Here is a 20,860-nt window from a genome sequence, read left to right on the forward strand (position 1 = left end):
CCTGCAGGCTCTTGGAGTGCGGCCGGCCATGCCGGCGGCAGCGAGATTGCGAAGGGGCGGCGCCGGGGGCGCCGAAGGGGCAGGGGTTTGGCAATGAAGAAATTCAGGATCTCGGCGCGTCTCTACGCGCTGGTGGCATTTGCGCTTTTGACCATGGCAGCGGCGCTGACATTCGGTCTGTTTCAGGCGCAGGACAAGCTCGTCGGCGAACGCAAGGCGATGCTCGCGGCAATGGACGAGAACGCGATCGCGGTGTTCGGCGCCTATCACAAGCTGGAGGTGGCCGGCACGCTTTCGCGTGAGGAGGCGCAGAAGCGTTCTCTCGAGGCGATCAAGGCGATGCGCTATCAGGGCAACGGCTATTTCTGGGTCAACGACATGCATCCGACCATGGTGATGCATCCGATCAAGCCCGAACTCGATGGCAAGGACCTCACCGAAAACAAGGACCCCAACGGCAAGCATCTCTTCGTCGAGTTCGTGAAGACCGTCGAAAAGAGCGGCCAGGGCTTTGTCGACTACTACTGGCCGAAGCCGGGCGCCGACGCGCCGGTACTGAAGTACTCTCACGTCGCAGGCTTCAAGCCCTGGGGCTGGGTGGTCGGCACGGGCGTCTATGCCGACGACTTGGCGGCGATGTTCCGCGAGCGCGCCTGGCAGGTCGCCGGCATCCTCGCCGCGGCAGCCCTTGCCATTCTGATGGCGGCTCTTGCGATCGTGCGCAGCGTCGTCAAGCCGGTGGAGAAGCTGAAGGCGTCGATGCGGGCGATCGCCGATGAGGACCTTTCGTCCGAGGTGCCGGAGACCGATCGCGGCGACGAGATCGGGCAGATGGCCAAGGTGCTGGTGGTGCTGCGCGATTCCGTTCGCGAACGGCTGGAACTGCGTTCACGCGAGGCCGATCAGCAGGAGCGGCTCAATTCCGAGCGCCGCGGCAACGAGCAGCGCCAGCGGGCAACGGCGGAAGCGCAGGCGGACGCGATGGAGACCGTCGGTGCCGCGCTCGAGCTCTTGGCAAGCGGCGACCTGACCGCCGAGATCGGCCATATCGCGCCGGAATACGGCAAGCTGAGAGAGGACTTCAACACGGCCGTCGCCGCGCTTCGGGATGTCATCGGCTCGATCTCGCACTCGACCGAGATCGTCACCGCCAGCGCCGGCGACATTTCGGAAGCGGCGAACAATCTCTCGCGTCGGACGGAACAGCAGGCAGCGGCCCTCGAAGAGACGGCGGCCGCGCTCGACGAGATCACCTCGACGGTCCGCCACGCTTCCGAGCGGGCGAACGAGGCGCGCGACATGGTCAACGAGACCAGGGCGAGCGCTGCGAAGTCCGGCGGCATCGTGCGCAATGCCATCGACGCCATGGGGCGGATCGAAGGCTCGTCCGGCCGGATCGGCCAGATCATCGGGGTGATCGACGAGATCGCCTTCCAGACGAACCTCTTGGCGCTCAATGCCGGTGTCGAGGCGGCCCGTGCCGGTGAGGCGGGACGCGGCTTTGCCGTCGTCGCGCAGGAGGTGCGTGAGTTGGCGCAGCGCTCGGCGGGTGCCGCCAAGGAGATCAAGGAACTGATCGGCGCCTCGGTGCGCGAGGTCGGTGCCGGTGTCCAGCTGGTCCGGTCGACCGGTGAAGCGCTGACGGAGATCGAGACGCTGGTCAATCGGGTCAACGAACAGGTGGCCTCCATCGCGACCGCCGCGCGCGAACAGGCGACCGGCTTGCAGGAGGTCAATGTCGCCGTCAACAGCATGGACCAAATGACCCAGCAGAACGCCGCGATGGTCGAGGAAACGACTGCCGCAAGCCAGACGCTGGCTGCCGAGAGCCGGGAACTGAAGTCGCTGCTGACGAAGTTCCGGCTGCAGTCCTCGGCATCGCATTCGGCTTACGGCCGCGCCGCCTGAGCACGATAGTCTGGAATTGCACAAGGCCCGCGTGGCATTGCCACGCGGGCCTTGTGCACCGACAGGAAGAAGTGTCGCGCGGCTGCAACCGAGCTCCGCATCGATCCGTGAGCCGGGCAATGCCCCCGCCACGTGCGTCCGTGATTGCCGTGCAAACCAAGCCGCACAGTCTTGACCTTAGGATAGCCGCGGATAGATACGCGAGATGCGGGAGGTGTTTGACGGGGCGTCGCTCCGGTTGCTGACCGCTGCTTTAGAGGGGACACCATGGCACTTCTCAAACTTCTTCTGACGCGCCCGATCGCCGTGCTGATGCTGTCGCTCGGGTTTCTCTCGGCCTGTACCGTCGTCGTCGACGAGCCGCGCCCGGGCCCCCGGCCGAGTCGTCCGCCGGTCTGCACGATGGAATACGCGCCGGTTTGCGGTGAGCGCGGCAATCGCCTACGTACCTTCCCGAATTCCTGCCAGGCCCGTGCTGACGGCTTCAATGTCATCCATCGCGGCGAGTGCCGTCCGGACAACCGCCCGCCGGTGCGGCCGCCGCAGGCCTGCACCATGGAATACAATCCGGTGTGCGGCCAGCGCGGACGGCGCACGCAGACCTTCTCGAACGCCTGCCAGGCGCGCTCGGAGGGCTTCCAGGTGATCGGCCGCGGCGAATGCCGTCGCGACGATGACCGTCCCGCCGAAGGTCAGTTCTGCACCCGCGAATTCGCGCCGGTCTGCGGCCAGCGCGGCGGCCGCGTGCAAACCTTCTCGAACGCCTGCGAGGCTGGCGGTGCTGGCTTCCGGGTCGTGCATCGCGGCGAGTGCCGCTGATATCCAGCCGATCCGTAGCTGAAAGCTTGAGGCCCGCGTCTGACAAAGACGCGGGCTTCTTGCTGTCGGCAGTCAGTCGCAACGCCAAGCATCCGCACCCTTGATCAGGGGTATCGGATGCAAGGCTTCGTTTACCGTATTTGAATAAAATACTCGCAAAATCAGCTCTTTCGGCGGCTGTGCCCGGTTTGCGACACAGGCGAAAGGCAGCAATTCGATGTACTGCAGCGATCCTTGCGTGCCGGTGGGTACGTCGTTGCGGGGGCGGTGGGGTGATGAGTGGCGGTCTTCTGACCGCCCGGAGGAAGGCGCAGTCCGGTATGGCGTATGTTACTCGTCTCCATCGCCCGCTGACGGCACTCGTTCTGTCGCTATCGCTTGTCGCCTGTTCGACCGACGACGCGCTTTCGCCGCCGGGCCGCATCGATGGCGGCTCCCGGGTCGGTTCGATCGGGCCGGTGCCGGTCGACGCGGTGCCGCAAGACGAGGTGGCGGCCTATCCCGCCGCAACATCGGCTTCGACAGGCAACGGCAATCCGGACTATGTTGCACCGGCGCAGGCGGCGCCCCAACAAACGCGGCGCTCGCTGCCGATGATCGATAGCGACGAGGCGGTCTCCTCCGGCGCGCAGCCGGCGAGTGCGGGCTCCACGGCCATTCCCGATGAAGGCGTCAACATGGATGCCATGCTCGGCGTCGAGCAGCCGGTCGTCGGCCTGGCGCAAGAGCAGAGCAACGAGATCGCCGAAGGCAATGCCAGCCAGCCGGTCGTCGGCGGCATCGGCGAAGACAATGTGCGCCAGCTCGGCGGGGCGTCAGGCGCTGCGCCTGCGGACGAGGAGAACCTTGGCTACGATCCGGACCTGCCGCCGCTTTCTCCCGAGAAGGCTGCGGCCGAAGAGGCGCAGCGTGCACGCGCCATGGAAGAGCAGCGCGCACTTCAGCGGACCCAGGAGCCGCAGCAGGTCGCCATGTTGCCGCGGGCGCGCAATCCGATGTCGACGCCCGACTACACCGGCGAGATGCCGGCTTCCGAGATTGCCTGCCGCCAGCGGCTGAAGAAGCTCGGCGTGGTGTTCCGTGACATTCCGCGCATCAGCAACGGGCCGTCCTGTGGCATCGACTACCCGATCGAGCTCAGCGGTCTCTCCGGCGGCATTGGCGTGAAGCCGGCGGTCAAGCTCAATTGCGAGGTGACGGAAGCCTTCGCCAAGTGGGTGAAGTACGAACTCGCGCCGTCGTCCCGCTACCGCTACTGGTCGGGCGTCAAGACGATCAGGCCGCTCGGCGGCTATTCCTGCCGCACGATGAATTCCCGCCGCGGTAACCCGATGTCCGAACATGCGCGCGGCAACGCCATCGATGTCGGCAAGTTCGTCTTGAAAAACGGCAAGGAAATCGATGTCCGCAAGAAGGGCTTCTTCGCGTTCCGCGAACGCGGCCTCCTGAAGGCCGTGCGCTCCGATAGCTGCAAATATTTCAACACCGTGCTCGGGCCGGGCAGCGACCCGTTCCATAAGGACCATTTCCACTTCGATCTGAGAACCCGCAAGACCGGCTATCGTCACTGCGACTGACGTCGAGTGCCGTGCCTTCCTCCTGCCGCCTATGAAAACCCTATGCCGGCAAAAAAAAGAGGCCGGCGGGGAGGCCGGCCCAACAACCGAAGCAAAAGGGGGGCTCCGGCGTGCAAATCACGAACGCAAATCAAAAGGGCGATATCGCGTCGCGCGAGCAAATTGCTCGAAGACCATCACCGTTTCGTGACAAGGGAACGGGATTGGCGACGATTCATTCGCAGATCTTTCGCCGGATAACGGATGATGCCTGCATTTGCGCCGGCGCTTACCCTCCGTCGAACCGGAGTTTAGCGCGCTCGGGCCGGGGGCCCGAAATGTCGCCGCAGGCTCGTATTTGCGTTTACTATACCAGAAGTTTTACCGCTGCCCGAGCTTGTCCGGGCGGTTGCCCCAAATATGGCGTTTTCACCCTAATTGCAGTCGCGTTGTAACGATCTGAATTTTCTATATGATTTGAAAGCCGACGAACAGGAGCGCTGGCGGCGCGGTCTTGATTCGTCTGGTTTGTTGATAAGTAATACGATATTATATTACTTCGTATAACAATCACGGATAGTAGTCGGCAAACCGCAGCAAGCATTGGGGCTCCACTCACTCCTAGGGCAACGACAGGAGGAAGTTATGGGAACTGTTATGCAATTTCCGGGGGTGCGCGCGGATATGGCCGTGCACGCTGCCGAAGTTTCGAAAATCCTGAGAACTCTCGCCAACCGAAATCGACTGTTGATCGTGAGCGCTTTGCTGGAGGGCGAGCACTCGGTGGCGGCACTGGAAGAAAGCCTGAGCATTCGTCAGCCGACCCTCTCGCAGCAATTGACGGTGTTGCGCGATGCCGGCATTGTCTCGACCCGTCGGCAGGCCAAGCAGGTGTTCTATCGGCTTAGCCACGACAAGGTGGCGCGCCTGGTTGGCGCGCTCTATCAAATCTTCTGTCGGGATGGTTCCAAAACATGAATGAATACGGGAATGCGCTGGCGGGTGGGCTGTTGATTGGCCTTTCGGCGGCGATCCTGATGGTGGCCAATGGCCGGGTGGCCGGGATCAGCGGTATCGCCGGACGTCTGCTGCAGGGCGCGCAGGTTCGCACCGGCGTGTTGTTTGTGCTGGGGCTGATGGCGGGGCCGCTGCTTTTTCGTCTCGTCTTCGGCGCCTGGCCCGTGGTGACGGTCACATCCTCCTGGCCGCTTCTGGTGGCTGGCGGCCTGCTGGTCGGTTTCGGGTCCCGCATGGGCTCCGGCTGCACCAGCGGCCACGGCGTCGTCGGACTTGCAAGGCTGTCGCGGCGTTCGATTGCGGCGGTTGCCACCTTCATGGCCGCGGCGATCGTCACGGTCTTTGTCATGGGCTTGTTCGTATGAGCGGCGCCAATCTCCGCCTCGCGGCGACGCTCGTCTCCGGCCTCGTGTTCGGTTTTGGCCTGTCGCTATCCGGCATGCTCGATCCCGCGCGCGTGCGGGCGTTTCTGGATATCACCGGCAAGTGGAACCCGAGCCTTGCCTTCGTGCTCGGCGGCGCTGTCTTTGTTTCCGCGCTTGGTGTCCTGCTGGCGCGCCGGCTCAAGCGTCCTTTGTTCGACGAAACCTTCCATTTGCCGGACAATCAGGTCATCGACAGGCGACTGATTGTCGGCGCGGCAACCTTCGGCGTCGGCTGGGGGCTGGTGGGGCTTTGCCCGGGCCCGGCGCTCGCTTCCTTGTCGCTCGGTTTGCCGGCGACGATGCTCTTTGTGGTGGCGATGGCTGTCGGAATGCTCATCCATGACCGGCTGGTGGCCCGCAAACCGTCGCGAACGGGCGGCGGCACGGAGGCAGGTGCGCGTCTGTCGCAGCCGCATTGACAAAGCGTCACCTTGTTTTTTCCATCCGGTAGGCTGCAAATCGCATCCAATTGCCCCATATAGGCGAAACCTGCCGACTCTGCCCCCCCCGCATCCGGATCAGCTCATGGCGCCTATCGTTTCCGTTTCCAATCTGTCGAAGACCTATGCCTCCGGCTTTCAGGCGCTGAAGGGCGTCAGTCTCGATATCGAGGAAGGCGAGATCCTCGCGCTTCTCGGGCCGAACGGCGCCGGCAAGACGACGCTGATCTCGATCATCTGCGGCATCGTCAATCCGAGCAGCGGAACGGTGACGGTTGGCGGCAATGACGTGGTGCGCGAGTTTCGCGAGACGCGCGCGATGATCGGGCTCGTGCCCCAGGAACTGACCACCGACGCCTTCGAAACCGTGTGGAACACGGTCTCCTTCTCCCGCGGCCTGCACGGCAAGAAGCCGAACCCCGCCCATATCGAGAAGGTGCTGAAGGACCTGTCGCTCTGGGACAAGAAGGACAACATGCTGCGCGAACTCTCCGGCGGCATGAAGCGGCGTGTGCTGATCGCCAAGGCGCTGTCGCACGAGCCGCGGGTGCTTTTCCTCGATGAACCGACGGCCGGCGTCGACGTCAACCTGCGCAAGAGCATGTGGGAGGTCGTCGAGCGGCTGCGCGCTTCCGGCGTCACCATCATCCTGACGACGCATTACATCGAAGAGGCGGAGGAAATCGCCGACCGCATCGGCGTCATCAACGGCGGCAAGATCCTGTTGGTCGAAGACAAGGTTGCACTGATGTCGAAGCTTGGGCGCAAGCAGTTGCGGGTCGATCTCGCCAATCCGCTGGATGGCGTTCCCGAAACGCTGTCGAGCTACAATCTGACGCTCGAGGGCGATGGGCACTGTCTGATCTACGATTACGACACGAGCGCCGAACGCACCGGCATTACCGCGCTGCTGGCAGCGCTCGCCGAAGCCGGTATCCGGCTCAAGGACATTTCCACGCGGCAGAGCTCGCTGGAAGACATCTTCGTCGAAATCGTGGGGGCAGGGCGATGAACATCGAAGCGATCAAGTCGATCTATTTCTTCGAGATGGCGCGTACCCGCCGCACCCTGCTGCAGAGCGTGGTATCGCCCGTCATCTCGACCTCGCTCTACTTCATCGTCTTCGGCGCCGCGATCGGCGGGCGCATCCAGGAGATCGACGGCGTTTCCTACGGCGCGTTCATCACGCCCGGCCTGATGATGCTGACGCTCTTGACGCAATGTATCGGCAACGGCTCCTTCGGTATCTATTTCCCGAAATTCACCGGCACGATCTACGAGGTTCTGTCGTCGCCGGTCTCGATGGTCGAGATCGTGCTCGGCTATGTCGGCGCGGCGGCGACCAAGGGGCTGATGATCGGGACGATCATCCTTTTGACGGCCTCGCTGTTCGTCGACCTGACGATCGCGCATCCGTTCGTGATGATCTTCTTCTTCGTGCTGACGGCGATTTCCTTCAGCCTGTTCGGCTTCATCATCGGCATCTGGGCCAAGGACTTCGAGCAGCTGAACCTGATCCCGATGCTGGTGATCCCGCCGCTCGTCTTCCTCGGCGGCAGCTTTTATTCGGTCAAGATGCTGCCGCCTTTCTGGCAGGCGGTCAGTCACTTCAACCCGGTGCTCTATCTGATCAGCGGCTTCCGCTGGAGCTTCTTCGAGGTTTCCGACGTCAACCCGATCTTCAGCGCGGTGATCATCCTCGCCTTCCTGGCGGCCTGCATGTCGATCCTCGCCTGGATCTTCCGCACCGGCTACCGCCTCCGCAACTGACGGCGGGCGCTGCTGCGGTTTGTCCGACGCCTGTGGCTCAGTCGCGCAGGCGCAACTCGTCAGTGCGCATCTGCAGCGTCTCCAGCGTCGACAGGAAGCTCATGCCGAGCAGGCTCTGGTCGAGCCGCCCCTTGGCGGCCACCGTCGCGCCGATGTTGCGCCGGGTGATCGGACCGATGGAGATTTCCTGGAGCATGACGGGTGCGGCCTGGGCCCGGCCATTCGCCGTCATGACGGTGACGATGTAGCTGAGGTTTTCCGGATCGAGGCCGATCCGCTCGGCATCCTCGTAGGTCAGCGCGATGCTGCTGGCGCCCGTATCGACCAGCATGTTGATATCCTTGCCGTTGACCGTCACGCCGGTTTCGAAATGGCCGTTCAGCATCTTGTGCAGCACCACTTCCTGCTGGCCTTCACTGTCGGTGATCACGGTCGCGCGGCCGGGAACGAGGCCGGCGAGCAGGCGATTGCCAAAGCCCTGCAGTTCGAAGCGGTAGACATAGGCCGAGACGAGGGCGAGCGTGACGAGGAGCCAGATGGCGACCTGGCGTAGTCCTTCGCCGAAGCGGCGGCGGCTCTGCAGGACCCCGGCGCCGATCAGCGTCGCGATCGCACCCAAGGAGACCAGCCGGCCGAAATCGTCGTTGGCAAGGCCCATGGTGCGGCCGGCATCGTGGTTGACGATCAGCAGAATGAGGCCAATGGCCAGGATCGAGAGCAGAATTGCGAGACGGGTCATGCTTCTCCGCGTTCCTTCGCCATGCGGCTGCGGCGCGTTTCGCGCCGAGGCTTGCGTTCGACCGTCTCGAGACGGTCAGGCAGCGTGGTCATGATCGCCCTGCGTTCGGCGTCGGTATAGAGCGTCCAGCGGCCGATCTCGTCACGCGTGCGGCCGCAGCCGAAACAGTAGCCGGTCTTGTCATCGATCGAACAGACGAGAATGCAGGGAGATTCCATGGCGTTTCCCAGTTTTTCCCGGATTATATCGATGTTTCAAACCGTCAGCGCAAGGGCGCCGAGCACCGCGATTTCCGTAAGCTGCTGCGTGGCACCGATCGTGTCACCCGTATGTCCCTCGATCTTGGCGGCCGCGAGCCGGCCGAAGCCTTTGACTGCGGCGAAGAAGGCGAGGAGCGTCGCGAGCAAGCCGAGCACCGGGACCTTGGCGAAATAGAAGAGCAGCATCGCGGCGAGAAGACCAAAGCCGAGGGCGAAGCGGCCAGCTCCCGGCTCCGGCGTGCCGGCGGAAGCCGCAACACCGCCGCTGCGTGCCGGCGGCAGGCTGGACCAGTGCCAGACCATGGCGGCGCGGCTGAGCGCTGCGGCGCCAAGGATCACCATGCCGGCGCCAAGAGGCGTGAACAGCGGCAGGATAGAGGCAAGCGCCGAGACCCGGAGGCCGAAAGACAGAATGAGCGCGACGGCACCATAGGTGCCGACGCGGCTGTCCTTCATGATCGTCAGCGCCGCGTCGCGATCGCGTCCACCGCCGAAGCCGTCGGCGGTATCACCAAGTCCGTCCTCGTGCAGTGCGCCGGTCAGCAGCGCCTGGATGGCGACGACGACGAAGGCGGCAAAAAGCGAACTCACCTGCAATGCGATCATTGCGCTGGCAGCGGCTGCGGAAGGCAGGACGATCACGATGCCCGCAAGCGGGAAGGCGCGCACGGCCCGGTCCAGCCGTCCGTCATATCCGACGAAGTGGCGTCCGGGCATGGGAATGCGGCTCAGGAAGCCGATCGAGCGCGCCACGTCGTCACAGAAATCGCCCAGAAAGCCCATGGCTCCTCCAAAGATCCGGCCCTCAGCCGCATCGCAGATGTCACCGCTGCCCGCAAGCGAGAGCAGGGTGAGCATGCAAAACCGCGGTGCGTCGAATCGTCCGCCCCGTGACGGATCATGCTCCGGCGACGCCGATTGGCGCAAATGCCGTTGCCCGAATATTCGACGCCCTCTATGAGGAGCGTAGATTCACGATGATGCAAGGATTCCCAGCATGAGTGCCAGCGGCCTGCCGTTTGATGATTTCCGCGAATTGTTGCGCAACCTGCCGGGGCCGGATGCGGCGGCGCTGGTCGCGGCGCGCGAGCGGGACGCACAGCTGACGAAGCCGCCGGGCGCGCTCGGACGTCTCGAAGAGATCGCCTTCTGGCTCGCCGCCTGGACCGGCAAGGCGCCGGCCGTCAACCGGCCGCTGGTGGCGATCTTCGCCGGCAACCACGGCGTCACCCGGCAGGGCGTCACCCCGTTCCCGTCGTCCGTTACCGCCCAGATGGTCGAGAACTTCGCTGCCGGTGGTGCTGCGATCAACCAGATCTGCGTCAGCCACGACCTCGGCCTCAAGGTTTTCGACCTGGCGCTTGAATATCCGACCGGCGACATCACCGAGGAAGCGGCACTTTCGGAGCGGGATTGTGCGGCCACCATGGCCTTCGGCATGGAGGCGATCGCCGGCGGCACGGATCTGCTCTGCATCGGCGAAATGGGCATCGGCAACACCACCATTGCGGCGGCGATCAATCTTGGCCTCTATGGCGGCACGGCCGAGGAATGGGTCGGTCCCGGTACCGGTTCCGAAGGCGAGGTATTGAAGCGCAAGATCGCCGCCGTCGAGAAGGCGGTGGCGCTGCATCGCGATCACCTTTCCGACCCGCTCGAGCTGATGCGCCGCCTCGGTGGCCGCGAGATCGCGGCGATGGCGGGCGCGATCCTCGCAGCCCGCGTGCAGAAGGTTCCGGTCATCATCGACGGTTATGTGGCGACCGCGGCGGCCTCGATCCTGAAGGCAGCCAATCCGTCGGCGCTCGATCACTGCCTGATCGGCCATGTCTCGGGCGAACCGGGCCATATCCGCGCAATCGAGAAGCTCGGCAAGACGCCGCTGCTGGCGCTCGGCATGCGGCTCGGCGAGGGCACGGGTGCGGCTCTTGCCGCCGGCATCGTCAAGGCGGCGGCGGCATGCCACAGCGGCATGGCGACCTTCGCGCAGGCTGGCGTCAGCAACAAGGAATAATCAAGATCCGGCCGGCTTTCGCGGCAAAGCCGGCCGATTGCTGTCCAAAGCCTGTCGCGGGCGCTATTCCCGCGTGTGGCGGGCCTTGATGGCCGCGTGCTTCTCGCCTATCCAAATCGCACATGCAGCCCTAACTATAGGCTTGGGCTCCCGCAACCGGGAAACGCCTTGCATTCGCCTCATTCACGATGTCGAAGCAAGCGCAGTTTCAAGCCCTGTCGAGAAGAAATGGACGCCAAGAACACCACGCACCGTATTGGACAGACGAGTCCCGTCGAGAAGCAGACCGGCATTCGGCATCTCTTCGCTGCCGCCAGCTATTCGCTGGGCGGCGCGAAACGGCTGATCAGCGAGGCTGCTTTCCGCCATGAGCTTATCGCCTTCGGCATCGCCATGGTTGCCTTCGCCATCGTCGGCGCGACCTTCTTCCAGTTCGTGGCAATGGCGATCCTGTTCCTGCTGATGATGGCCTTCGAGGCGATCAACACGGCGATCGAGGAGATCGTCGACCGCGTCTCGCCGGAAATCTCGGAAATGGGCAAGAACGCCAAGGATCTCGGCTCCTTCGCCTGCCTCTGCCTGATCATCGCCAACGGCGTCTATGCCGGCTACGTCGTGATCTTCGCCGGCTTCATGAACTGATCCGTTACCGCCGATCATTCGGCGTGATCCTGTAGAGTACGTGCGGGCGCAGCGGATTGCCTTCCGGCACCGTCACGTCATCGAAATCCTCCGCCGGATCCGAGCGCATGCCGAGCTTTTCCATAAGCGCGCGGGATGGCTCGTTGATGCGCGAGGTATAGCCGATGACTTCGGCAAGCCCGAGCGTCGACCAGGCATGGTGCAGGCAGGTGCTTGCCGCTTCGAGCGCCCTGCCGCCAGTAGGGGCGGGCGAGGATCCAGCCGATTTCGACGTGCGGGCCACCGGGAATTTCGTCTCCCGCATGCGAAAGGCCAAGACCGCCGATGAGCGCTCCGTCCGCCTTGCGCTCGAGGGCCACAAAGCCGAAGCCGTGCTGGTCGCAGTCGGCAATCATCGCCGCGGTCTCTTCCCGCGTCAGCACGTCGGGAAAGTAGTAGCGGCGCACGTCCGGATCGGCATTGGCGACCGCAAAGGGCGCGACGTCGCGCTGCTCCCAGGGCCGAAGCCTGAGACGTGGCGTTTCAATGAACATGGATCAGGCGAAGCTCTTGCGACGACGGATCGGGGCTGCCACGTCCTCGACTGCCGGCAGGCTTTCGAGCACGCGGCGGGCTGGCAGGATGGCGATCGCCTCCGTGCCTTCGCGGAGCTTGGAGCGCAGGATGAATTCGCCATTGTGCTTGGCGAGAATGGCCTGGACGATGGGCAGGCCGAGGCCGGTGCCCTGTTCAGCGCTCTTGATGGCGATCGAGCCCTGGCCGAAGGCCGACAGAACGATCGGGATTTCCTCTTCCGGGATGCCCGGACCGTTGTCCTTGATCGAGAGATATTGTCCGCCGCCGGCCGTCCAGCCGACCTTGAAGGTGACTTCGCCGCCCGAATTGGTGAATTTCACGGCGTTGGACAGCAGATTGAGGATGACCTGCCGCATTGCCTTCTCGTCGACCCAGACCGAGGGCATGCCAAGTTCGAACTGCGAGTGGATGGTGATGTTCTTGGCGCGTGCCCTCAGTTGCACCATGCCGACGCAGTCCTCGGCGATCTCGACGAGGCTGACCGCATCCTCGTTCAGGTCGTAGCGGCCGGCCTCGATGCGCGACAGGTCGAGAATCTCGTTGATCAGGTTCAGCAGATGCTCGCCGGAACGATGGATATCGTTGGTGTATTCCTTGTAGGTCGGGTTGCTGAGCGGACCCAGGACCTCCGTCGACATGACCTCGGAGAAGCCGAGAATGGCGTTCAGCGGCGTGCGCAATTCATGCGACATGGAGGCCAGGAAGCGCGACTTGGCGAGGTTTGCCTCCTCCGCCCGGCGCCGCGCTTCATCCGACATCGATTTTGCCACTTCGAGCTCGGCGATCAGATCGTCCTTCTCCGATTGAACCGAGAGGATGTGGACATTGGCGCGGTTCATGCGATCGGTCATGAACACGAGGAAGAGCAGCGCCAGCGAGATGATGCCGGTGAGGCCGATATAGATCGGATTGCCCGTCGTCAGCGAGACGAAGGCCAGTGCGGCGACCACGGGCGTGAAGGTGCAGAGCAGGGCATTGCGCAGCAGGAACGTGCCCATGGCAGTGGCCGCGAGCGCGAAAAGCAGGGCAGTGCCTTCGAAGAAGCCGAAGCGGACATCGCCGCACGACGCACAGTCCTGCGCAACGAAGGCTGCCCAGCAGAGGCCAATCAACACCTGGCCGAGCAGGAAGCGCCGGCGCCAAACCGGGACCTTTTCGGCAACGATGTCCTTCTTGCACGCTTTCCTCGCCAGCACCAGCGTCACCGCATGCGCCGAAAGGGTCATGACGGCCCAGACGATGATGCTGAGATTGCCGGAGAGATAGACCCCGACGGCCGCAATCAGGGCGACGAGCACCGGTATGGCGATGGCGCCGTGCAGGGCCGAATCGATGTAAAGATTGAGCATTTCGCGCTCGAAGCCCGAAGGCACGGACGAGCCCGTTTGCAGCCGCTCTCGCGTCGCGCGAACCGTCCTCGAAACGGCCTTGTTTCGATGGTTTCGCGACTTGTCGACAATGATCTTATCTGTCGAGGTGCTGGCAGCGATACTCATGCTCATATGCGAAGGTTATGGTTTCCTTGCAGTCTAGTGAGCAATCCTTAAGAAGTTGCTGCGGTGCGTGAAGGATTCGACAACCATTGTGGCGCAGTCGTGTCTTTTCGCCAAAGTGGGAGTTGGCGCATGAGATTCCACCTCTAAGATTATGGAATCGTACATGTTTCTAGTTTTATCCCGCGCCTGGTTGGAGCGCAAAGCTATAGAGGTGCAGGAAACGTGAAATCGGGTCGGGCGAGATACCGCTTCACCGGCGGGCGAGGCGGAGGCTCTTCGGGACGGCCGCGATCGGCCGGCCGTGGCGGCATGCTCGGCGGATGGATCATCCTTTTGCTGCTTTCGATCGTTGCCTACTACGCCGACAAGCTGCCCGTGGGGGAGCGTGCGGCGACCGGGGAGGCGCGCGGAGCCGCATTGGCGAGCGACGGCGACAGTCTTCGCCTTGACGGCAAGCGCATCCGCATCGAGGGGATCGATGCGCCGGAACTCGACCAGAGCTGCGAGCGCGACGGCGCGAGCTGGGATTGCGGCTGCCAGGCGCGCGATCGCCTGAGAGCGCTGATTTCCACCGACGATGTCCGCTGTCGTTTTCACGGTCGCGATCGGTACGGTCGCGACCTCGGCACATGCGAAGCGGGCGGGCGTGACATTGGCCGTGAGATGGTGCTCTCCGGCTATGCGGTCAGCTACGGGCGCTATCAAGCGGAAGAGGCACGGGCAGAGAAGGAGCGGCGCGGTATGTGGGTCGGCACGTTCACGACGCCGCAGGAATGGCGCCGCACGAATGGCCATCCGGACGAGGGGCCGCATCTGGTGGACGGTTGGCTCGAAACCATAAGGCGCTGGCTGATGGAGCGGCTGACCGCCTTGTTTGCGGGTATCGGCGATGCCTGAGAACGATTTCCCGGACCTGGAGCGCCTGAGGGCGGAAATTGCCGCCTGCCGCATCTGCCGCGACAGTCCGCTGCGTGGCGACGACGACCGTCTGCCGCATGAGCCGCGCCCGGTTGCGGTGATCTCGACCACCGCACGCATCCTGATCGCCGGGCAGGCGCCCGGGTTGCGTGTGCATGACAGCGGCTTGCCGTTCAACGATGCATCCGGCGATCGGCTCCGCCAATGGCTGGAGGTGGATCGGGAGACCTTCTACGATCCGGCGAAATTCGCGATCGTGCCGATGGGCTTCTGCTTTCCCGGTTATGACGCGCATGGCAGCGACCTGCCGCCGCGCCGGGAATGCGCGCCGCTCTGGCGGCAGCGGGTGATAGATCAGATGCCGCAGGTCGAGCTGGTGCTGGCGATCGGGCATTATGCGCAGCGCTGGCATATCGGTCCGGAATGCCCGAAATCGATGACGGAGACGGTGAAGGACTGGCGGCGCTACGCGCTGCGCAATGCGGATCCCACCATCCTGCCGCTGCCGCATCCGAGCTGGCGCAACACCGGCTGGCTGAAGCGCAATCCCTGGTTCGAGGCCGAAGTTCTGCCGTTCCTGCGGGAGCGGGTTCTTATGCTCACAACCTGAAACAATTTTCTTTATCTTCACCAAATTCGCGCTATAGAGGGAAAAATAATTCGAGAGGGACTTTCATGGACCGCCTAGACCGCAAAATCCTGCGCCTGTTGCAGGAGGATTCCACGCTGGCCGTTGCCGACCTTGCCAAGAAGGTGGGACTTTCGACCACGCCGTGCTGGCGGCGCATCCAGAAGATGGAAGAGGACGGCGTCATCCGCCGCCGTGTCGCCCTTCTCGATCCGGTGAAGATCAACACCAAGGTCACGGTGTTCGTTTCGATCCGCACGAATTCGCACTCGATGGAATGGCTTCGCCGGTTCTCCGAGGTCGTCGCCGAGTTCCCTGAAGTCGTCGAGTTCTATCGTATGAGCGGCGAAGTCGATTACCTTCTGCGTGTCGTCGTGCCCGATATCGCTGCCTATGACGCTTTTTACAAGCGCATGATCGCGAAGATCGAGATCCGCGATGTTTCCTCCGCCTTTGCCATGGAGCAGATCAAATACACGACCGAGCTGCCGCTCGACTACATGATGATCGACCAGGCGAAATCCAGCGAAGACTGAGCCCGGCTCACGCGGAAGGGTTCAGCTTTCGACGAGGCCAAGCTTGGCGCGGACCTTGTCGCTCGAAAGCTCGCGAACCGCGTCCTTGCCCGTCCAGCGGGCGGCGCGGTTTGTGCTTGCGGCCAGGTGCTCCGCGAGCGCCAATGCCGGACCGTGGCAGGCGGCATCGCGCTTGCCGATCTGCCGGAGCGCCCAGTTGACTGCCTTCTTGACGAAGTTCCGCTCGTCGGTTGCGTGCTTTTCGATCAGCGGCAGCCAGGTGAGGAGCGTCGCGTCCGGTTCCTTCTTCAGGTGAACTGCGGCGGTCGCAATCATCGCGAAGGCGATGCGCCGGACGAATTCACGTTCGTCGGCCGCGAATTCCGGGATCAGTTCGCGCTCGAAGCGGGCGGCGATGAAAAGGTCGGCAACGGTGTCGACCACTTCCCAGGAATTGCAATCTTCAGCCCAGCGGCGCGCCTCTTCCAGCGTCAGAACTTTCGGGTCGGCGGTAAACGCAGCCAAAATGCGCGCCTCGCGGATGCCGGACTGCCAAAGCTCCAGCGCCCGGCGGTGATCCACCTTCGCCAGCCGCGCCACCCTGTGCAGCTCGACATTTGAGAGCCCGAGGGCGGCTTCGGTGACGATACCGAAGCGCGCCATGCCGGCGAGATAATCTTCGGACCTGAGCGACCGCAGGTGAGCGATGATCTCGTCTGCGGTCGAGGACGGGCCGAGGCTCATTTTTCGAGGCGGGCGAGCAGCGAGGACGTATCCCAGCGGTTGCCGCCCATTTCCTGGACATCGCCGTAGAACTGGTCGACGAGAGCCGTCACCGGCAGCTTGGCGCCGTTGCGGCGGGCTTCCGCCAGCACAATGTCGAGATCCTTGCGCATCCAGTCGACGGCGAAGCCGAAGTCATATTTGCCGGCGTTCATCGTCTTGTGGCGGTTCTCCATCTGCCAGGAGCCGGCAGCCCCCTTGGAGATGACGTCGATCACCTTCTCGATGTCGAGACCGGCCTTCTTGCCGAAGTGGATGCCTTCGGCGAGCCCCTGGACAAGGCCGGCGATGCAGATCTGGTTGATCATCTTGGTGATCTGGCCGGCGCCGGCCGTTCCCATCAAGCCGACCATGCGGGCAAACGCTTCGATGACGGGCTTTGCCCGGTCGAAGGCCGCTTCGTCGCCACCGCACATGACGGTCAGCACGCCGTTTTCGGCGCCGGCCTGTCCGCCGGAGACCGGCGCATCGATGAAGTGGGCCTTGCGGACCTTTGCGGCTTCGTAGAGCTCGCGGGCGACTTCGGCAGAGGCCGTGGTGTTGTCGATGAAGACGGCGTCGGCCTTCAGTGTTTCAAAGGCACCGTCCTTGCCGGTCGTGACCGAGCGCAGGTCGTCGTCATTGCCGACGCAGGAGAAGACGAATTCGGCACCATCGGCAGCTTCGGCCGGTGTGCGCGCCGCGCGGCCGCCAAACTCGGCCGCCCATTTCTCGGCCTTGGCGAAGGTGCGATTATAGACCGTGAGTTCGTGTCCGCCGCGGACCTTGAGGTGGCCGGCCATGGGATATCCCATCACGCCGAGACCGATGAATGCGACCTTTGCCATTTTCCGAATACTCCCATTGCTTTCGCTTTGGTGTAGCCGATGGAACGGGAGCGGAAAAGAGTGCTGTTATGCGGCACAGGCCAGCAATGGTGACGAGGGTGGCGTGGCAGTTGCGTACCGCGAGCAGTCACTAGAGCGCCGTGCGTTCAGACGAACGCACTAAGGACGCTCTAGCACTTTGATTCTAGAGCATCTTATCCGCTTTCAGTGATTCCACTTGAAAGCGGGATGCTCTAAGCGCCTCAACTGCCGAGAAAACCCACCCGCCGTACGTTCTGGTACACATCTGCGGTCGCCAAACACACGCCGTATACATGTAGCCGCTCTAATCCAGCGACGTTGGCCCCGAAGTAGAAGTCCAACGCGCCCTTCCAGGCACGGTTCGCTCAATTGCTGGGTGGTTCAAGCGCCGACTTCCAATCTGGAAAAGGTGTTTGTCAAACACATGCATGGCGGACCGTGAAGGGAAGCATTTGCGTCCGAAAAACCAATGAGGCCGGACTATGGACAAGAGTTTCTACATAGGCGTTCTTGCCGCGCTCTTCGCGGCTTTCGCCTTTTCACTCAACTTCGTTGTGCCTTTCATCATCGGCGACTACTCCACCTTTGATTTTGCTCTTGTCCGTCATGTGGTCTCGGCTCTGGTCGGCCTCGGTATTCTGTTTTCGGATAAAGGGGTGATACAACACCTGACGCTCCGAAACTGGCTTTCAGCAATCTGGCTCGCCTTCATCGGCTATGTCGGCTACTTCCTGACGGTGACAGGAGCTGCCATCTTTGCCGGGCCGGTGATCGCTCCCGCCTTTCTCGGTTTGGTTCCGCTCGTTCTGATGGTGGTCGGCAACCAGCGGCAGGGATCGGTGTCATGGCAATCCCTGATGGTGCCTCTCATGTTGGTGCTGCTCGGTCTTGTTTTCGTCAACGGCACAGCGTTCACGGCCGAGGGACTGGAATCCGTCCGTTCCTTCTGGATCGGTGTTCCGCTGGCGCTTGCGGCGGTGGCGTTATGGGTCTGGTTTGCGATTGCCAATCAGGCCGCCTTGGCCGCCCGACCTGAAATGCCCTCTGGTGTGTGGTCCGCGCTTATACTCGTTGGCGGAGGGGTCTTGATGCTGGCCTTCTACCCGGCTGGAGCAGCGATGGGTCTCTTTCAGCTGCCAAAACTCGGTTTTGGGTGGCACGCCGCCGGCTCACTCTATCTTTGGGGTACGTCCTTCGCGCTTCTGGCAACCGTATGCGGAGTGTGGGCGTGGAATGTCGCGTCTCGAAGCTTGCCCGTTGCACTGGCCGCGCAATTGATCGTTTCGGAAACGGCATTTGGGGTCGTCGGCGGTCTGATCGTTCATGCTCGATGGCCGACCGCGATGGAAGCTGCAGGGGTCGCAATCCTCATCGGTGGGGTCGTTCTGTCAGTTCGCATTTTCTACGAAAGGCAGTTTTCATTGGGCAAGACGGCGCTGGCGCACCAGTAAGGGCTCAGCGCCCGATCATCGTCGGCGCCCAGTCGCGCTATGGGCCAAAAGGTGCGACTGGTGGCACCTGTTAGATAGCTCTCGAGAAGAGGGAAGGGCGCAAAGTGGGATGCTCCCTTCGTATGCGGCCATGCCGCGCCGCCTTCAGCGCCGCGGCACCCCTTACATCGCTGACGACTTAAGGAAGCATGCAGGTGATCAGGGCTTGAAGCGGGCGACCACCAGATGGCCGGCGATCGGCTCGCCTTCTTCCAAACGCACGGTGATGTCGCCGACCTCGACGATCTCGAAACCGGTGGCGGCAAGGCGGTTGCGCAGGTAGCTCTCGGCGTGGGCGAAGCGCTGGTGCGGGCCAACCATGAAATCGCGGCCGGCGAAGGTCTCTGTAGGCAGGGTCTCGCTGGAGAAGATCAACAGGCCGCCGGGCACCAGATTGTCGACGGCGCCAAAGAACAGCGCTTCGAGCGCGCCCATGTAGGGAAGCACGTCGGTCGCGACGATCAGATCGAAGGGCTCGTCGTCGTTGTCATCGAGATAGTCGACGGCTTCGGCGACGTAGAGCGTCTCGTAGAGATCCTTCTCATGGGCGATCTCGACCATGTTTTCGGAGAGGTCGACGCCGGTGATGTCGTCGGACATGTCGCGGAGCGCGCCGCCGGTGAGCCCCGTGCCGCAGCCGAGATCGAGCACACGATCGAACGGACCAAGCTCAAGCGCCTGCAGCCGCTGGCGCACGAGGAGCGGCACGCAGTAGCCGAGCTGGTCGACAAGCACGTTGTCGAAGACTTCGGCATGCTGGTCGAAGAGGGTGGCGACATAGGCGTCAGGCGCCTTCACCGGCGTCTCGCCGCGTCCCATCGAGGCAAGGCGCACGGCAGCGCCGCCGTGGTCTTCCGGGTCGAGCGCCAGCACTTCGGCATAGGCGTCGGCGGCGGCATCGAACTTGCCGGATTTTTCCAGGGAAAGGGCGCGGTTATAGGCTTCCGCCAGCGCTTCCTCGTCGATTTTCGTGCTCTTCTGGGTCATGGGCGCTTCTTACGTCCGCAGAGGCGGTTTGGCAATCGCCGTCGCCGATCGTTTACCGGGGCGGATCAAGCGGTATCCGGGAGAGAGTCAGGATTTCATTGGCCTTTTTGAACGAAAAACGGCGCCATGCGACGCCATCGGGATTTATCGGCGAGGGGAAAGGAGTCATCATCGCAAGCATAAGAAAAGACGGGAGGAACGCCGATGTCCGCCGAGCTCGGTCCGCTGATCATCAGTGCGGAGGTCAAGGAGCCGAAGGGGCCGCCGCTGCCGCAAACATCCCAGGAGCAGATCAACGCAGTCGTGCACTATTATCGCGGTGAAATGGGCCGCATGGCCGGCTGGCGCGACCGCATCGACCGAACCTCGAACTGGGCGATCACCGTTGCCGCGGCGCTGCTGTCCGTTTCCTTGTCGACCCCATCGTCGCACCACAGCGTGCTGTTGTTCGCGATATTGCTGATCACGCTGCTGCTCTTGATCGAGGCACGTCGCTATCGCTTCTTCGATGTCTACCGGGCGCGTGTCAGGCAGTTGGAGCGGGGCTATTTCGCGCAAATTCTGGCACCTGATAGCACCCCGAACCTCAACTGGGCGGTGGCGATCGCCAAGAGCCTGCGCAAGCCGGCCTTTCTGATGAGCTACCGCGAGGCCGTCTGCCGGCGGCTGCAGCGCAATTACTGCTGGATGTATCTGATCCTGCTGCTTGCCTGGACGCTGAAGATTTCCTCGCCGAAGATCTCGACCAATGGCGAGCCCTTCGGCCACGTGCGCACCTGGGCCGATGTCGCCCAGAATGCGGCGCTCGGCCCCTTGTCCGGCTGGCCGGTGATCATCGGTGTTCTGCTATTCTATGCCCTGGTGCTCTACGGCTCGCTACATCGGGAACCGCGCGAAGGCGAACTGGCGCATGGGGAGGTGCATGTCTGAGGGCCCATCGCCTGCAGGGGCCGCAACGCAGAGCGATCGCAGTTATCAAGGCTTGCCGATCGCAACGTCGGCAGCTTGACCGAAAGGCCGCTCCAGGCT

22 protein-coding genes and 1 pseudogene are annotated in these 20,860 nt (G+C 63.1%); 15 read left to right on the forward strand and 8 right to left on the reverse strand.

The features are described from left to right. Positions 1-93 precede the first annotated feature (93 nt). The 8 genes from V7S54_RS05930 to V7S54_RS05965 all read left to right on the forward strand — a co-directional run bounded on the left by V7S54_RS05930 (position 94) and on the right by V7S54_RS05965 (position 7,935). Positions 94-1,908, forward strand: a complete 1,815-nt coding sequence (locus V7S54_RS05930; protein ID WP_065373489.1) for a methyl-accepting chemotaxis protein — start codon at positions 94-96, stop codon at positions 1,906-1,908. Positions 1,909-2,175: 267 nt separating this feature from the next. Next, entirely contained in the window at positions 2,176-2,727 is a 552-nt protein-coding gene (locus V7S54_RS05935; protein ID WP_065373490.1) for a Kazal-type serine protease inhibitor family protein, read from the forward strand. 320 nt (positions 2,728-3,047) lie between these two features. Then, complete coding sequence (locus tag V7S54_RS05940) at positions 3,048-4,304, forward strand: extensin-like domain-containing protein (protein WP_065373491.1); 1,257 nt, start codon at positions 3,048-3,050, stop codon at positions 4,302-4,304. A 624-nt stretch (positions 4,305-4,928) separates the two neighbouring features. Beyond that, complete coding sequence (locus V7S54_RS05945; protein WP_065373492.1) at positions 4,929-5,261, forward strand: ArsR/SmtB family transcription factor; 333 nt, start codon at positions 4,929-4,931, stop codon at positions 5,259-5,261. Beyond that, positions 5,258-5,665 carry a YeeE/YedE family protein gene (locus V7S54_RS05950; RefSeq protein WP_065373493.1) on the forward strand — a complete coding sequence of 136 codons (408 nt, stop codon included), beginning with the start codon at positions 5,258-5,260 and terminating at the stop codon, positions 5,663-5,665. The genes V7S54_RS05945 and V7S54_RS05950 overlap by 4 nt, the downstream gene beginning before the upstream one ends. Further along, a complete protein-coding gene (locus V7S54_RS05955; RefSeq protein WP_065373494.1) occupies positions 5,662-6,144 on the forward strand; it encodes a YeeE/YedE family protein in 483 nt (160 codons plus the stop codon). Before V7S54_RS05950 ends, V7S54_RS05955 begins: the two co-directional genes overlap by 4 nt. A gap of 106 nt (positions 6,145-6,250) precedes the next feature. After that, a complete protein-coding gene (locus tag V7S54_RS05960; protein ID WP_065373495.1) occupies positions 6,251-7,177 on the forward strand; it encodes an ABC transporter ATP-binding protein in 927 nt (308 codons plus the stop codon). After that, positions 7,174-7,935, forward strand: a complete 762-nt coding sequence (locus V7S54_RS05965; RefSeq protein ID WP_065373496.1) for an ABC transporter permease — start codon at positions 7,174-7,176, stop codon at positions 7,933-7,935. The genes V7S54_RS05960 and V7S54_RS05965 overlap by 4 nt, the downstream gene beginning before the upstream one ends. Positions 7,936-7,972: 37 nt before the next feature. Here V7S54_RS05965 and V7S54_RS05970 read toward each other — a convergent pair whose 3' ends face one another. From V7S54_RS05970 to V7S54_RS05980, 3 genes are read right to left on the reverse strand one after another with little or no spacing between them, the layout of a single operon-like run. Beyond that, positions 7,973-8,674 (reverse strand): retropepsin-like aspartic protease family protein, encoded by a 702-nt coding sequence (locus V7S54_RS05970; RefSeq protein WP_065373497.1) that lies wholly within the window; start codon positions 8,672-8,674, stop codon positions 7,973-7,975. Next, the gene (locus V7S54_RS05975; protein WP_065373498.1) at positions 8,671-8,892 is read right to left on the reverse strand and encodes a DUF1289 domain-containing protein; all 222 of its coding nucleotides are present in this window, start codon (positions 8,890-8,892) and stop codon (positions 8,671-8,673) included. Before V7S54_RS05975 ends, V7S54_RS05970 begins: the two co-directional genes overlap by 4 nt. Positions 8,893-8,928: 36 nt before the next feature. Then, entirely contained in the window at positions 8,929-9,717 is a 789-nt protein-coding gene (locus V7S54_RS05980; protein WP_065373743.1) for an adenosylcobinamide-GDP ribazoletransferase, read from the reverse strand. Positions 9,718-9,931: 214 nt separating this feature from the next. Between V7S54_RS05980 and cobT the strand changes: the two genes are divergently transcribed. Together cobT and V7S54_RS05990 are read left to right on the forward strand one after the other, a co-directional pair. Beyond that, positions 9,932-10,948 (forward strand): nicotinate-nucleotide--dimethylbenzimidazole phosphoribosyltransferase, encoded by a 1,017-nt coding sequence (gene cobT, locus V7S54_RS05985; RefSeq protein ID WP_065373499.1) that lies wholly within the window; start codon positions 9,932-9,934, stop codon positions 10,946-10,948. 228 nt (positions 10,949-11,176) lie between these two features. Continuing rightward, positions 11,177-11,590, forward strand: a complete 414-nt coding sequence (locus V7S54_RS05990; RefSeq protein ID WP_065373500.1) for a diacylglycerol kinase — start codon at positions 11,177-11,179, stop codon at positions 11,588-11,590. A 4-nt stretch (positions 11,591-11,594) separates the two neighbouring features. On the opposite strand, the pseudogene V7S54_RS33265 reads toward V7S54_RS05990, so the two are convergent. Then, positions 11,595-12,123, reverse strand: a pseudogene (locus V7S54_RS33265) (GNAT family N-acetyltransferase). Between the two features lie 3 nt (positions 12,124-12,126). Further along, positions 12,127-13,662 carry a sensor histidine kinase gene (locus tag V7S54_RS06005; protein WP_058324053.1) on the reverse strand — a complete coding sequence of 512 codons (1,536 nt, stop codon included), beginning with the start codon at positions 13,660-13,662 and terminating at the stop codon, positions 12,127-12,129. A gap of 309 nt (positions 13,663-13,971) precedes the next feature. Between V7S54_RS06005 and V7S54_RS06010 the strand changes: the two genes are divergently transcribed. The 3 genes from V7S54_RS06010 (at position 13,972) to V7S54_RS06020 (ending at position 15,744) form a co-directional block, all read left to right on the forward strand. After that, a complete protein-coding gene (locus tag V7S54_RS06010) occupies positions 13,972-14,559 on the forward strand; it encodes a thermonuclease family protein (protein ID WP_442892541.1) in 588 nt (195 codons plus the stop codon). Beyond that, a complete protein-coding gene (locus tag V7S54_RS06015) occupies positions 14,552-15,190 on the forward strand; it encodes a uracil-DNA glycosylase family protein (protein WP_065373502.1) in 639 nt (212 codons plus the stop codon). The genes V7S54_RS06010 and V7S54_RS06015 overlap by 8 nt, the downstream gene beginning before the upstream one ends. A 65-nt stretch (positions 15,191-15,255) precedes the next feature. Next, positions 15,256-15,744, forward strand: a complete 489-nt coding sequence (locus V7S54_RS06020) for an Lrp/AsnC family transcriptional regulator (RefSeq protein ID WP_336408405.1) — start codon at positions 15,256-15,258, stop codon at positions 15,742-15,744. Between the two features lie 21 nt (positions 15,745-15,765). Here V7S54_RS06020 and V7S54_RS06025 read toward each other — a convergent pair whose 3' ends face one another. Both V7S54_RS06025 and V7S54_RS06030 read right to left on the reverse strand, forming a co-directional pair. After that, positions 15,766-16,467 (reverse strand): DNA alkylation repair protein, encoded by a 702-nt coding sequence (locus V7S54_RS06025; RefSeq protein WP_336408404.1) that lies wholly within the window; start codon positions 16,465-16,467, stop codon positions 15,766-15,768. After that, positions 16,464-17,333: an NAD(P)-dependent oxidoreductase gene (locus V7S54_RS06030; RefSeq protein WP_065373505.1), complete on the reverse strand. Its 870-nt coding sequence runs from the start codon at positions 17,331-17,333 to the stop codon at positions 16,464-16,466. The genes V7S54_RS06025 and V7S54_RS06030 overlap by 4 nt, the downstream gene beginning before the upstream one ends. 503 nt (positions 17,334-17,836) lie before the next feature. Between V7S54_RS06030 and V7S54_RS06035 the strand changes: the two genes are divergently transcribed. Beyond that, positions 17,837-18,805, forward strand: coding sequence for a DMT family transporter (locus tag V7S54_RS06035; protein WP_065373506.1), 969 nt, complete (start codon positions 17,837-17,839; stop codon positions 18,803-18,805). A 198-nt stretch (positions 18,806-19,003) separates the two neighbouring features. Here the strand turns inward: V7S54_RS06035 and V7S54_RS06040 are convergent, their stop codons facing one another. Further along, positions 19,004-19,831, reverse strand: a complete 828-nt coding sequence (locus tag V7S54_RS06040) for a class I SAM-dependent DNA methyltransferase (RefSeq protein WP_065373507.1) — start codon at positions 19,829-19,831, stop codon at positions 19,004-19,006. A 204-nt stretch (positions 19,832-20,035) separates the two neighbouring features. On the opposite strand from V7S54_RS06040, the gene V7S54_RS06045 reads away from it, so the two are divergent. Then, entirely contained in the window at positions 20,036-20,761 is a 726-nt protein-coding gene (locus V7S54_RS06045) for a DUF2270 domain-containing protein (RefSeq protein WP_065373508.1), read from the forward strand. Positions 20,762-20,860: the final 99 nt, after the last annotated feature.

Source organism: Ensifer sp. CCNWLY38, assembly GCF_037120565.1.
Lineage (GTDB): Bacteria > Pseudomonadota > Alphaproteobacteria > Rhizobiales > Rhizobiaceae > Ensifer > Ensifer adhaerens_H.

Bases quoted from the DNA above. Each gene is read 5' to 3' on its own strand.
- V7S54_RS05950 (WP_065373493.1), top strand. From the start codon at position 5,258: ATGAATGAATACGGGAATGCGCTGGCGGGTGGGCTGTTGATTGGCCTT.
- V7S54_RS05965 (WP_065373496.1), top strand. From the start codon at position 7,174: ATGAACATCGAAGCGATCAAGTCGATCTATTTCTTCGAGATGGCGCGT.
- V7S54_RS05960 (WP_065373495.1), top strand. From the start codon at position 6,251: ATGGCGCCTATCGTTTCCGTTTCCAATCTGTCGAAGACCTATGCCTCC.
- V7S54_RS05940 (WP_065373491.1), top strand. From the start codon at position 3,048: ATGGCGTATGTTACTCGTCTCCATCGCCCGCTGACGGCACTCGTTCTG.
- V7S54_RS06020 (WP_336408405.1), top strand. From the start codon at position 15,256: ATGGACCGCCTAGACCGCAAAATCCTGCGCCTGTTGCAGGAGGATTCC.
- V7S54_RS06005 (WP_058324053.1), bottom strand. From the start codon at position 13,662: ATGAGTATCGCTGCCAGCACCTCGACAGATAAGATCATTGTCGACAAG.
- cobT (WP_065373499.1), top strand. From the start codon at position 9,932: ATGAGTGCCAGCGGCCTGCCGTTTGATGATTTCCGCGAATTGTTGCGC.
- V7S54_RS05975 (WP_065373498.1), bottom strand. From the start codon at position 8,892: ATGGAATCTCCCTGCATTCTCGTCTGTTCGATCGATGACAAGACCGGC.
- V7S54_RS06040 (WP_065373507.1), bottom strand. From the start codon at position 19,831: ATGACCCAGAAGAGCACGAAAATCGACGAGGAAGCGCTGGCGGAAGCC.
- V7S54_RS05980 (WP_065373743.1), bottom strand. From the start codon at position 9,717: ATGGGCTTTCTGGGCGATTTCTGTGACGACGTGGCGCGCTCGATCGGC.
- V7S54_RS06035 (WP_065373506.1), top strand. From the start codon at position 17,837: ATGGACAAGAGTTTCTACATAGGCGTTCTTGCCGCGCTCTTCGCGGCT.
- V7S54_RS06045 (WP_065373508.1), top strand. From the start codon at position 20,036: ATGTCCGCCGAGCTCGGTCCGCTGATCATCAGTGCGGAGGTCAAGGAG.
- V7S54_RS06015 (WP_065373502.1), top strand. From the start codon at position 14,552: ATGCCTGAGAACGATTTCCCGGACCTGGAGCGCCTGAGGGCGGAAATT.
- V7S54_RS06025 (WP_336408404.1), bottom strand. From the start codon at position 16,467: ATGAGCCTCGGCCCGTCCTCGACCGCAGACGAGATCATCGCTCACCTG.
- V7S54_RS05945 (WP_065373492.1), top strand. From the start codon at position 4,929: ATGGGAACTGTTATGCAATTTCCGGGGGTGCGCGCGGATATGGCCGTG.
- V7S54_RS06010 (WP_442892541.1), top strand. From the start codon at position 13,972: ATGCTCGGCGGATGGATCATCCTTTTGCTGCTTTCGATCGTTGCCTAC.
- V7S54_RS05930 (WP_065373489.1), top strand. From the start codon at position 94: ATGAAGAAATTCAGGATCTCGGCGCGTCTCTACGCGCTGGTGGCATTT.
- V7S54_RS05970 (WP_065373497.1), bottom strand. From the start codon at position 8,674: ATGACCCGTCTCGCAATTCTGCTCTCGATCCTGGCCATTGGCCTCATT.
- V7S54_RS05990 (WP_065373500.1), top strand. From the start codon at position 11,177: ATGGACGCCAAGAACACCACGCACCGTATTGGACAGACGAGTCCCGTC.
- V7S54_RS05935 (WP_065373490.1), top strand. From the start codon at position 2,176: ATGGCACTTCTCAAACTTCTTCTGACGCGCCCGATCGCCGTGCTGATG.
- V7S54_RS06030 (WP_065373505.1), bottom strand. From the start codon at position 17,333: ATGGCAAAGGTCGCATTCATCGGTCTCGGCGTGATGGGATATCCCATG.
- V7S54_RS05955 (WP_065373494.1), top strand. From the start codon at position 5,662: ATGAGCGGCGCCAATCTCCGCCTCGCGGCGACGCTCGTCTCCGGCCTC.